We start from the raw sequence: 11,951 nt of genomic DNA, 5'->3' as shown, positions 1-11,951 counted from the left end.
ATTTAAGCGCTAAACGATATAATGGACAGCCCTGACCATAACATTGAATATTGATGCATAGTAGAAACAAACATCGCCAAGGTTACGACTTTCATGCCTTGTGTAAAACGCAGCCAGAACTATCCAAGTACATCACTATCACGCCTAAAGGTACTGAGAGTATCGATTTTAGTGACCGTCATGCCGTTGTGTGCCTAAACCAAGCGCTATTGATGCACCATTACAATGTGAAATTTTGGTCAATACCCGAAGGATTTTTATGTCCCCCCGTACCAGGACGTGCCGATTACGTTCACGCATTAGCAGATCTATTACAACAAACACAGCCAAACCCTAAAATTAGAGTGTTGGATGTCGGCACAGGGGCTAACGTAATCTATCCTTTGCTTGGCAGCTCACAATATCATTGGCAATTTGTGGGCTGCGACATCAATCCGATTGCAATTAAGTGTGCAAAGGCCATTGTATTGGCAAATAAGCTAAACATTGAACTCGTTCAACAGCATGACTCGAACAATATATTTAAGGGCGTTATTGAGCAGAAACAGTACTTTGATGTAACCATGTGTAATCCTCCATTTCATGCAAGTAAAGACGCCGCTGAAAAGGGGTCTACGCGTAAGTGGCAAAATCTAGCCAAACAACCAAGTAACAAACTGAATTTTGGTGGGCAAAGCCAAGAGCTCTGGTGTGACGGAGGTGAGCGTCAGTTCATCAAAAACATGATTAGAGAAAGTAAAGAGTACGCTCAACAGGTAGGTTGGTTTACTTGCTTAGTATCTAACAAAGATAATTTAGCGCCCCTTAAACAGTATTTAAAAAAGCAGCAGCCAAAAGTGGTCAAAGTCGTGAAAATGGCCCAAGGCCAAAAAACCAGCCGCTTCTTAGCATGGCGTTATTCAGATTAAAACACTTTTTTGCCCTGAAGCGCATAAAACACAGGCCGCCATATAAGTAGCGGCCAACAACTTAGGTGTTCGCTGTGTGTCTCAATTTCGCAGCAACAAAGGCAAAGCCGACAACAATAAGGCCTGCAAGTAAGCCAAAAATAGTGCTAAAAATACTCGGTAAAACAGCTTCAAACCAAGAAAAGCTATAATTTGCAATAGTGCCACTCAACGTATCTATCGCTTCTGATACGCTATGCAAACCGTGAGTTAAAATACCGCCACCAACCATAAACATGGCCACGGTACCTGCAACTGCAAGGACTTTCATGAGTTTAGGGGCAATGGATAAAAGTGCAGAACCTATGGCTTTTTTAAATTGCCCTGCATCAGGCTTATTCAACAAATAAAGCCCCATATCATCTAACTTGACTATCAACGCAACCAGCCCATATACGCCGATGGTCATTATTACGGAAATGACACTTAACACGCCAAGCTGTGTACTAAGAGTCTGCGTCGCTACAGTCCCTAAAGAGATAATAATGATTTCAGCAGATAGAATAAAGTCGGTACGTATCGCCCCCTTTATTTTATCTTTTTCATAGGTAACGCGGTCAACCACCTCTATATTTGCTTTGCTGTCGTGCTCGGTATTTTTATGAAACAGCTTTTCGATGATTTTCTCTGCACCTTCGAAACACAAAAACAATCCACCGAGCATCAATAAAGGAGTGATTAAAAAAGGTAAGAATGCACTGATAAGCAAAGCACTTGGCACAAGGATCAGCTTATTGAGGAATGATCCTTTGGCAACAGCCCACACCACCGGCAACTCTCTATCTGCAGTTACTCCCGTTACTTGCTGCGCATTAAGCGCTAAATCATCACCTAAAACACCTGCTGTTTTTTTAGCGGCTGTTTTGCTCATAAGCGCGATATCATCTAACAAAGTAGCGATATCGTCTAACAATGAGAGTAAGCTTGCTCCTGCCATATTATTTTTGATCCATCGTTAATTATTACCAATAGCGCGATACTGTGTTGCGCATCCTATTATTCAACGGCTTTAAGTGCTTCTTTCAATTGCGCTTTATAGTGAGCTCGACACATTGAAACATAGCGGTCGTTGCCACCAATTTCAACCTGAGCACCGTCAGCGATGGCTATGCCATTTTCATCCGTTCTCAATACTCGGTTAGCCTTTCTTCCACAATGGCACACTGTTTTTAGTTCAATGAGTTTATCAGCCCAGGCTAATAAGTATTGAGAACCCTCAAATAATTCGCCTCTAAAATCAGTTCTTAAACCATAGCAAAGTACTGGTATCTTGAGTTCATCAACCACATCAGTTAACGCATTCACTTGTGATTTACTCAAAAACTGGCACTCATCAACTAAGATACAATCTACTTTTTGCTGACTGTGTTCATCGAGAATTAGTTGCATCAGGTCACTTTGTGCATCATATACATGGGCATCTGCCTCAAGCCCTATACGAGAAGCCACTTTACCTACGCCTGCGCGATTATCAATTGCAGCGGTAAGAATAAAAGGCGTCATACCACGTTCTCTGTAGTTAAATGCTGATTGTAATAAAGTTGTTGATTTTCCAGCATTCATAGCTGAATAGTAGAAGTAAAGTTGTGCCATGGAATTATCTTGAAACCAAAAATGCCGTTAGTCTAACCAAAGTTAAGCGTGTTTACTACGTTACTTTGAACTAGGTTTATCTGTAACGTGACTGTCGATTTGTTGATGTTCCGATGCTAAGTACTCCATGTAAACATCTGCAAATGGAAATTTTGCCAGCTGTTGCCATAGTTGCTTAGCCAATGCTTCGTTGTTTTGATAAAACAGTTTTGAATAGGTTAAAAACCCAAAACTGGTATCAAACGGTGGATAAAACGCATGGAGATTTTTGGCATAGGGAAATGCTTTAACGGCTTTGCCGTTTATCATGCACAGCCCGATGGTGCCATCTACCACACGCTTATTTACTAAATCAAACGCGTCAAGCTGCGAGAGTGTATCTACCTTAACATAACGCTTGTCATCAAGGCTATTTGCAGATGAATACCCTCTTGGAATAGCCAAGTTAAAACTGCGCTTTGTCGTTTTTAGTTCATCCATAAACTGGCTATCACCAACCAAGCAACGACCAAATTGGTTCAGTGCCAGTAGTGTATCCAACTCACCTGTTTCGGTCGTTGGAAACACCATAAACTCTGCTCTCTCTTGCCGATAACTGGCTATTACTGCATTTACTTTGTTACGCTTGAGGTCGTGTAAACACCTTTGCCACGGTTCACGAACAAACTCGATATGCAATCCATCAATCTCACGCGACATTGTTTGCAACACTTCGATACTCACGCCAGGGCGAACCTTAGGAACATTCAAACCAACTCCCATATACGAAGGAGCCAATTCCTTATCTTCATAGCAAAAAGTCAGTGTTTGAGCGTAAATAGGCAAAGATACAAAAGCAAAAATCAAACCTATCAGTGACCTCTGTCGCAATGGGTTCACTCCAAATAGTTTATTTATATGCTGATAAGTATATCTAATTTAATTTATTTTGCTGCTCATGTTTAAGCAACCATGCTTTTTTCTCTACACCGCCAGCATAACCCGTTAACGTGCCATTAGCGCCAATAATTCTATGGCAAGGAATAATGATACTAATGGGGTTTTTACCATTAGCACCGCCAACAGCGCGAACAGCTTTAGGTTTACCTAATTGATTTGCCATCCAGCCGTATGTGTTGGTTTTTCCATACTCAACTTGCGTTAGTAATTGCCAAACGGATTGTTGAAACACACTCCCCTGTAAGTCAAAGCTAACAGCAAACGTATATCGTAAGCCGGCAAAATATTCGCTTAACTGCTCACAGGCCTGACGGGTATATGTATTGTGGCATTCTTCATATTTCATCTTGGGGCTGAAACCCACATAGGTCAGGCCAATGTTCGATGATTGGATTGTTAGCTCACCGATTGGTGTCTGCATGGTGTGTTGATAAATCATAATTGTTGCCATAATTGAAAAGTTAAATAACTACGAAACGGGGCGCATGCGTGCACATCCAATTCTCCATACTGTGCAAACGCTTTTTTGACTCCCAAGTCTCCCGCTAAATAGATATCAGGATTACTTTGTCCACGCATTTTTGCATAGTCAACGGTCCAAGGGCCTACGCCTTTTATACTTAACCATTGATCAAGTTCATTATTGCCGTTTGTGTTAAAGCAATAGCTTGCAAAACTGGTCAAAGCTTCTTTACGCCTAGCTGGCATTTTAAAAAAGCCAAATTCATTATCCTTCATTGCGATTGGTTCAGGAAAAAGCAACTGGCCTAAATGATTATGCTCTCCAAGCTCGTTTGCCAGAGTTTTGAGTAAGTTTCTTGCCGCAGCAACACTCACCTGTTGACCTAAAATTGCACGAATTCCCGCTTCAAATTCACTCCAGATACCAGGTAAACGCAATCCTTGAGTAAATTCGAATGTTTTTGGCAACGCACTTTTTAAATGATTTTCTATAAATAGAGGGTCTGCATTTAAATCCAGTACTCTTTTGATGTTACTCACCACTAAATGCAAACCCGCAACATCATTAATGGCTATTTCTACTTTGAACCTATGCTGCTTTGGCTCATAGTGAGCTTCAAACGCACCATCAAAGATATCTAAACGAAAAGTGCGTCCATAACTGTTTTGAGTAAGCCATTCAACGGGTTCAATCAGTCTTTTTGCCAAAAAATTATGTAATACCTGCCAATTATAAGGTGGTCTGTAGGGTAAATATAAAGTGATATGCGATTGTGAGTTTTCTACACCGCCTCGCAATTGCGTTGGTGATAGTTGGTACAATCGAGCAAAAGCATCATTAAACCGCCGTAATGAATTAAACCCGCTAGCAAAAGCAATATGCGCAACAGGCAAGGCTGTTTGCTGTAACAGCTGTTTGGCAAAATCACATTGCTTATACAATGCATATTGTTTAGGACTGGTTCCATAAAACTGTTTAAAAAGCTTATTTAGATAGCGCTGTGTAATTCCCAAACGCTCTGCCAATTCTGCGGTGGTGTGTGTCGATAATACACCTTCGTCGATCATTTTTTTTGCTCGCACGGCCGTAGTTTGTATGCCAAGCCAAGCATAACTGCCAGGCGCGGCATCAGGTCGGCATCGAATACAAGGTCTAAATCCAGCCTCTGCGGCATTGTGCGCGTATTCAAAATACTCCACATTTTCTTCTTTAGCAGCGGGTGCAGGGCAAATTGGCCGGCAATAAATACCAGTCGTTTTAACTGCGACATAAAACAAGCCATCAAAACGGTGGTCTCGGCTTTTTCGCGCTTTTTGGCAAACATCTGGAGAATACATAAGCTTCGATAAATTAATCTCAATTAAGGCTAGTCTATCGCAAAACGCTCTGTTCGATAGCCAGATTTGGAACTAAACCTTAAAAAGCCGTCTCCTCTTATGGTTCTATTACATTGACCCTAAAAAGAATATTTGCTAATTTGAGCGCCAATTCTATCCTAAGGCTTTTTATTCACTGTGAATTTTAAAACGTTACTCAGTCTATTTATTACCCTCGCAATTGCGTTGCAATCTGTTGGGGCTATGGCTGCGAGTACGCAAATTCATCAGATTGATATCGAGCACCTGCAAATAGAGCATGTCCACGACCAGCAAGTATCAACTTTGACTGAGCAATATGACCAAAGTGGCCATAATGTGAAGGATTGTCATCATTGTGGACACTGTAGCGGCAGCCATTTAAGTTGGTTTGTCAGCAAGCCAATCACGGCCCTATACATCAAACAATCACGTAACATCATGGATAATGAATGCACTCAAGCACTGCATCGCCATGAACCACAATATAAACCGCCTAGAGCATAGTCCCTCTTTTTCTCAGCCATAAAGGCTAATTAATCTCACATAGGTAGTACGCAACCTGTTCAAGCAGCGCGTAGCTCTATGTGTCTGTTTAAAAGAATTTCCATTAACCATATGGATAATAAAGAGATAACTATGTTTAAATTTACCACAGCGGTAGTATCAGCGCTTGCCGTGACCCTAATGTGTGGCCCTTTTAAAATTGCCAATGCAGCGCAAGGCCACAATCACGAAAACCCACAAACTGAACACTCAGACTCAAGTGAGCACAATGACAGCCAAGCTGTGACACTCAATCAACTGCAGCAACAATTAGCCAAAGTAAAAGTTGTCACGTTAAAACCCGAATTTTTGCTACAGCGTCTTTATGCCCCTGGTGAGCTCAAAGAGAATGGCTATACCAGTTATATTGTTTCTCCTCGCACTGATTCAGTCATCATGACGCGACATGTCGCATTAGGTGAAAAGGTAAAAAAAGGCGACAAACTGGTGACGTTATTCAGTGAGTCAATGGCCGAAGCACAAGCTGATTATATGGTGGCTCATAGCGAATGGTTACGTGTCAAAAACATGCGTCAACAAACGCTTAGCGAAAGCGAGCGTGTAATAGCCAAAACTCGCTACTTAGCAAGCCTTGGGAAATTAACTGCTTTGGGCCTTAACGATAACGCCATATCTGCATTGGCAACGCAAAATGAAATTAAACTAGGCCAATACACTTTGTATGCCCAAATCAATGGCGTAGTTTTACAAGATGAATTTGCGCAAGGGCAACGTGTCGAAACAGGACAAACTTTATTACTGCTCGCCAATGAGCAAAATTTGTGGGTCGAAGCGCGATTATCAGCCAATGATAGCGAGCACATTAGTGCTCAAAGTACCGCTATTGTTGAGTTTCAATACCACGCATATGATGCCCAAGTTATCCAAGAGTCTCACACTATTGACCCACTTACCCGTACTCGCACAGTGCGTTTAGTCGTCAATAACAAAGATGACCGACTTCATGCCGGTATGTTTGTTAACGTGTATTTCAACCTCCCGACTGAACAGCCTATCCTAGCAGTCCCAGAAACAGCGCTAGTTAGGAGCGAAGATGGCGATTGGCAAGTATTTATTTCCCAAGAGCAAAACCAATTTACTGCTTATGAAGTTGAACGAGGCAGAAGATTTGGTGAGTTAGTAGAGATAAAAGGCTTACCGCTGGGGACACAAGTGGTTACTCAAGGCGCGTTTTTTATCGCCTCTGAGTTTGCCAAAAGTAACTTCGACATTCACAACCACTAGGCGAGGTAATTACTATGTTTAATCGCTTAATTGATTGGGCTATTGATAATCGACTGCTTGTAGTACTAGCACTTGTTGCGACGATGAGTGGGGCGTTTTTTGTGATCCCAAAGCTAAATCTTGATGCTTTCCCTGATGTAACCAATGTGCAAGTAACTATCAATACCCAAGCTCCAGGACTGGCAGCAGAAGAAGTTGAGAAGTTGATCACCTACCCCATAGAAGCAGTCATGTATGCGCTTCCCAGTGTAGAACAAGTCAGATCTATATCCAAAACAGGCTTATCCGGTATTACGGTTGTATTTAAAGAAGGCACTGATGTTTACTTCGCAAGGCAGTTAGTTTTTGAACGTTTACAAACTGCCAAGGAATTGATCCCAGCTGGATTAGGAACACCGCAAATGGGTCCTAACACCTCTGGCCTTGGTCAAGTTTATCAGTATTTGCTTGTCAGTGAGCCTGATGCAGATATTGACGTGATGCAACTTCGCAGCATTAATGATTGGGTCGTAAAGCTGATGCTAATGCCCATTGATGGTGTTACGGATGTCCTATCGTTTGGCGGAGAGGTCAAACAATATCAAGTAAATATTAATCCCACGAAGTTGATAGCCTATGGACTATCACAACAGGATGTGATCCAAGCCCTCAGAAGTAACAACGAAAACGCAGGGGGCTGGTATATGCAAAGAGGCCAAGAGCAGCTTGTGGTGCGGGGAATGGGATGGTTTAACAGTGCACAAAACGGCATTGCAGAACTGGCACAGGTCCCAGTAAAAACAATTGATGGCACTGTGATCACGGTCGCTCAGGTGGCCTCTGTTGAACTTGGTAGCGAAATTCGCCAAGGTGCGGTGACCATGACCCGTCGAGACCAACATGGTAAAACACAGCAATTAGGCGAAGTGGTTACAGGCATTGTTTTAAAACGTATGAATGCCAATACCAATAATACCATAGAGGGAATCGCGCAGCGGGTTAAGCTGATTGAACGTACATTGCCTAAAGGCGTGCGTTTTGAGCCTTTTTACGACCAAGCCGACCTGATTAAAAAGGCCGTTAACACTGTGGTACAAGCGCTAAGCATCGCTTTTGTGCTTATCATCATCATCTTAGCTCTATTTTTGATGAGCCTACGGGCGACATTTTTGGTACTTATTTCCATTCCTATCTCAATAGCCATCGCATTGATACTGATGTCTTGGCTTGGGATATCTGCAAATTTAATGTCTCTTGGCGGCATTGCCATCGCGATAGGTATGTTAGTTGATGGCTCGGTTGTGATGGTCGAAAACATCTTTAAACGTCTACACCAAAATGACTCAGTCGCCCCTCAGCAGGTTGTAAGACAAGCCAGTAAAGAGGTTGCGCGACCAGTAATATTTGCAGCTTTAATTATCTTAATTGTTTTTGCACCTCTGTTTAGTTTTGAAGGCGTAGAAGCAAAGCTGTTTCAACCCATGGCGCAAAGCATTATGTTAGCGTTAGTCAGTGCAATAGTCGTCGCCGTCATTATTGTACCTGCACTGGCTAGTTATTTATTTAAATACAAATTACGCCCTCGCAGAAGCGTATTACTTGAGCCCTTAGACTATTGTTATCGCGCGTTGCTAAAAAGAGCGATGGCTTTTCCCTCATTCATTTTGATAGGTGTTATCTCATTATTTGTTGCCGCACTGCTAGTAGCGCCAAAAATTGGCACTGAGTTTGTGCCAGAACTCGAAGAAGGCACGATTAATTTGCGGGTAACTTTGGCCCCGTCCGCAAGTCTTGAAACCGCACTTTCAGTTGCGCCAGAGCTCGAAAAAACACTCATGTCGTTCCCCGAAGTAACATATGCGCTTAGCCGCATTGGTCGAGCTGAAATTGGCGGTGATCCAGAACCCGTCAATAATATTGAAATATATATTGGCCTAAAACCGATACAGCAATGGCAAAGCGCAACTAATCGCCATCAGTTACAAAGCTTGATGCTGGATAAACTATCGGTTCATCCAGGTTTGTTATTTAACTTTTCACAACCCATTGCGACGCGAGTTGACGAACTGTTATCCGGTGTAAAAGCGCAATTAGCGATTAAATTGTTTGGACCAGATCTTGAAACCTTAGCAACTAAAGGTAAGCAAATTGAGACTCTGGTTAAAACAATTGATGGCACAGCTGATGTTGCCTTAGAGCAAATTGCTGGAGAGTCTCAACTTGTCATTAGTCCATTGCGCACAGAGCTGTCTCGGTATGGTTTGTCAGTAGCGGATATTATGTCTTTAGTCAGAGATGGTATTGGTGGCACAAACGCGGGACAAATTATCAACGGTAATGAACGTTATGATATCTATGTACGCTTGGATGCTCAATTTAGAGAAAATGAACAAGTCATAAATGAACTCAGGCTGCTTAGCACAACGGGTGCTTGGGTAAAACTTGGCGATGTTGCTGAAATTAAATTCAAATCAGGCCCACCACAGGTGAGGCGTGAAGATGTGCAACGAGCCATAGTTATTCAGGCCAATGTGCAAGGTAAAGATATGGGCAGTGTGGTATCTCAAATACGTGCTGCAATCGACGCCAAAATCGACTTGCCCTCGGGTTATTCGGTTATCATTGGTGGACAGTTTGAAAGTCAGCAAAGAGCTGAAAAAAGGTTAAGTATTGTAGTGCCCATTTCGCTGGCCTTAATAGCCCTATTACTCTACCTTGCTTTTTCGTCTGTGGCCCAAGCGTTACTTATCTTAATTAATGTACCGCTGGCGGTTATTGGCGGCATATTTGCTCTGTACTTTACTGGGCAATATTTGTCGGTTCCAAGCTCGGTGGGATTCATTACATTATTTGGTGTTGCGGTGCTAAACGGCGTGGTTTTGATAGAAAGTATCAATCAACGTATCACCGCTGGTGAAAACACCCACACCGCCGTATTTAATGGCGCTACATCAAGATTAAGACCCATTTTGATGACTGCATTGACGTCTTCTTTGGGTCTTATCCCAATGATCCTCTCCAATGGCGTTGGTGCTGAGATCCAAAGACCGCTTGCAACAGTTGTAATTGGTGGGTTGGCCTCTTCTACACTTCTGACACTCTTTGTACTGCCGATTCTTTTTAGTCGCTTTCGATGCAAAGAATCACCAAACTGCACAATTAATGAACATGAGTGACAAGCACAAATAACCAGTACGTGCCTTCTCAAAATCGCATCTTAGGCTCTGTTGTATGAGCCTAAGATACAACCTCACAGCAACCTAAATTAGCGCATAGAGATACAAAAATTAACTGTAATGCGAATTATAATCAATACTTAACTGCATGATTTTTATAGAATTTTAATTGACAGAACACGTCTTTCCTATAAACTGGCTCTCAATTAGTTACTAGCAGGTAGATGTTATGAAAGGTAAGCAACGCGTTATTGATGCATTTAATGCACTTTTAGCCAATGAGTTGGCTGCAATCGACCAGTATTTTATTCACTCTCGCATGTATGATGATTGGGGTTTCAACAAGCTATACGAACGCTTAAATCATGAAATGGAAGAAGAAACCACACATGCAGATTGGTTGATAAAACGTATCTTGTTCCTGGAAGGCATACCAAATATGACAAAGCGTCGCGACCTTTTAATTGGCCACGATGTTCGCTCTATGATGCAAAATGACTTAACACTTGAATTAGAAGTTGTTGAAAGTGTTAAAGAAGCCATTGCTATTTGCGAGCAAGAGCAAGACTATCAGTCACGCGAAACGTTAGAAAAGCTACTGTTCGATACCGAAGAAGATCACGTGTACTGGCTTGAGCAACAACTTGGCCTGATGGATAAAATCGGCACTCACAACTATATCCAATCGCAACTATAAGTAGGAAATAAATATGAAAGGTGATAAAGACGTTATCGCTTCATTGAATGCGGTATTGGCTAACGAGCTGGTAGGTATTAATCAATACTTCTTACATGCGCGCATGTTTAAAGATTTTGGCTTTAGTTTGCTTGATAAGGCTGACTATAAGACCTCAATCCAAAAGATGAAAAATGCAGACAGATTAATTGAACGCATTTTATTTCTAGAAGGCTTACCAAATCTACAAAGCCTTGGTCGCCTGCGCATAGGTGAAAATTGCGAAGAAATGATTGCAGCCAACATGGAGTTTGAGCAGCTTTCATTGAACGACTTGAAATCAGCCATCGAATTAGCTGAACAAAAGCGTGACTATATCTCCAGAGAAGCGCTTGATGCCATTTTGAATGAGCAAGAAGAACAAATTGACTGGTTAGAAACCCAGCAGAACCTCATCAAAGTGATGGGAATAGAAAACTATCTTCAGTCTCAAATGTAAGTTGTACAATAAAAAAGGGCCTTGTGGCCCTTTTTTGGAATCTAATAAATGCTTATTAAGCTACTTGATCTGTTACATCTACAATCTCAATGAGTTTTTCATTTAAGATCTTTTTAGTACAGTTTGTACACTTGCCACACTGAGTACCTACGCCTAGTTGTTGGCTTAGCTCTCGCATGCTAGTTGCACCCTCTTCAATTGTTTGGGCAATCTTTTTATCAGTCACACCGTGACAAATACAGATGTACATGAATACAAACCAATCTCAATTACATTAACTGAAACTGAGTTTAATCTAAACAAAAATAGTTATCAACTAGATAAATATAAAAAATGATAATTATTGTCATTCACATAAATCAATGCCCCAAACTCTTACTACAACATATTGTGTGCAATAACTTTTCTGCACTCAGAACTGGCCCCCAATTTTCGGACATGACTTTAAGTGATTGTTCTGTTTTTATAGTAACCAAAAATATTGGAATAGATGATGACTAGAAAACGTAGAAACCACTCTCCTGAATTTAAAG

Annotated in this window: 12 protein-coding genes; 6 read left to right on the top strand and 6 right to left on the bottom strand. The window is 41.6% G+C overall.

Going from position 1 to position 11,951, the window contains the following annotated elements; genetic code table 11:
• The first annotated feature begins 53 nt into the window (after window positions 1-53).
• Window positions 54-908: a 23S rRNA (adenine(1618)-N(6))-methyltransferase RlmF gene (gene rlmF, locus HC733_RS16120; RefSeq protein WP_190366043.1), complete on the top strand. Its 855-nt coding sequence runs from the start codon at window positions 54-56 to the stop codon at window positions 906-908.
• Between the two features lie 61 nt (window positions 909-969).
• Here the strand turns inward: rlmF and HC733_RS16115 are convergent, their stop codons facing one another.
• From HC733_RS16115 to HC733_RS16095, 5 genes are all read right to left on the bottom strand, one after another.
• A complete protein-coding gene (locus HC733_RS16115) occupies window positions 970-1,884 on the bottom strand; it encodes a DUF808 domain-containing protein (RefSeq protein WP_190366042.1) in 915 nt (304 codons plus the stop codon).
• A gap of 59 nt (window positions 1,885-1,943) precedes the next feature.
• The gene (locus HC733_RS16110; RefSeq protein WP_190366041.1) at window positions 1,944-2,540 is read right to left on the bottom strand and encodes a thymidine kinase; all 597 of its coding nucleotides are present in this window, start codon (window positions 2,538-2,540) and stop codon (window positions 1,944-1,946) included.
• A gap of 60 nt (window positions 2,541-2,600) precedes the next feature.
• A complete protein-coding gene (locus HC733_RS16105) occupies window positions 2,601-3,290 on the bottom strand; it encodes an amino acid ABC transporter substrate-binding protein (RefSeq protein WP_190366040.1) in 690 nt (229 codons plus the stop codon).
• A gap of 163 nt (window positions 3,291-3,453) precedes the next feature.
• Window positions 3,454-3,918, bottom strand: a complete 465-nt coding sequence (locus HC733_RS16100; protein ID WP_190366039.1) for a methylated-DNA--[protein]-cysteine S-methyltransferase — start codon at window positions 3,916-3,918, stop codon at window positions 3,454-3,456.
• On the bottom strand, window positions 3,915-5,279 hold the full coding sequence (locus tag HC733_RS16095; protein ID WP_190366038.1) for a DNA-3-methyladenine glycosylase 2 family protein: 1,365 nt from the start codon (window positions 5,277-5,279) through the stop codon (window positions 3,915-3,917). Before HC733_RS16095 ends, HC733_RS16100 begins: the two co-directional genes overlap by 4 nt.
• Window positions 5,280-5,456: 177 nt before the next feature.
• Here HC733_RS16095 and HC733_RS16090 point away from each other — a divergent pair, with 177 nt between their 5' ends.
• From HC733_RS16090 to bfr (HC733_RS16070), 5 genes are all read left to right on the top strand, one after another.
• Window positions 5,457-5,804 carry a DUF2946 domain-containing protein gene (locus tag HC733_RS16090; RefSeq protein ID WP_190366037.1) on the top strand — a complete coding sequence of 116 codons (348 nt, stop codon included), beginning with the start codon at window positions 5,457-5,459 and terminating at the stop codon, window positions 5,802-5,804.
• A 132-nt stretch (window positions 5,805-5,936) separates the two neighbouring features.
• Entirely contained in the window at window positions 5,937-7,088 is a 1,152-nt protein-coding gene (locus tag HC733_RS16085) for an efflux RND transporter periplasmic adaptor subunit (RefSeq protein ID WP_238937583.1), read from the top strand.
• Window positions 7,089-7,102: 14 nt separating this feature from the next.
• A complete protein-coding gene (locus HC733_RS16080) occupies window positions 7,103-10,243 on the top strand; it encodes an efflux RND transporter permease subunit (RefSeq protein ID WP_190366035.1) in 3,141 nt (1,046 codons plus the stop codon).
• Between the two features lie 229 nt (window positions 10,244-10,472).
• Entirely contained in the window at window positions 10,473-10,940 is a 468-nt protein-coding gene (gene bfr, locus HC733_RS16075; protein ID WP_190366034.1) for a bacterioferritin, read from the top strand.
• 13 nt (window positions 10,941-10,953) lie between these two features.
• On the top strand, window positions 10,954-11,418 hold the full coding sequence (gene bfr, locus HC733_RS16070; protein ID WP_190366033.1) for a bacterioferritin: 465 nt from the start codon (window positions 10,954-10,956) through the stop codon (window positions 11,416-11,418).
• A gap of 55 nt (window positions 11,419-11,473) precedes the next feature.
• Here bfr (HC733_RS16070) and HC733_RS16065 read toward each other — a convergent pair whose 3' ends face one another.
• Entirely contained in the window at window positions 11,474-11,668 is a 195-nt protein-coding gene (locus HC733_RS16065; RefSeq protein WP_190366032.1) for a bacterioferritin-associated ferredoxin, read from the bottom strand.
• Between the last annotated feature and the right edge of the window lie 283 nt (window positions 11,669-11,951).

Source organism: Pseudoalteromonas sp. S16_S37 (assembly GCF_014694405.1).
In the GTDB taxonomy this organism is placed as follows: domain Bacteria; phylum Pseudomonadota; class Gammaproteobacteria; order Enterobacterales; family Alteromonadaceae; genus Pseudoalteromonas.
The sequence above is the reverse complement of the archived record's forward strand: the minus strand, read 5'-3'. Positions and strand labels throughout refer to the sequence as shown.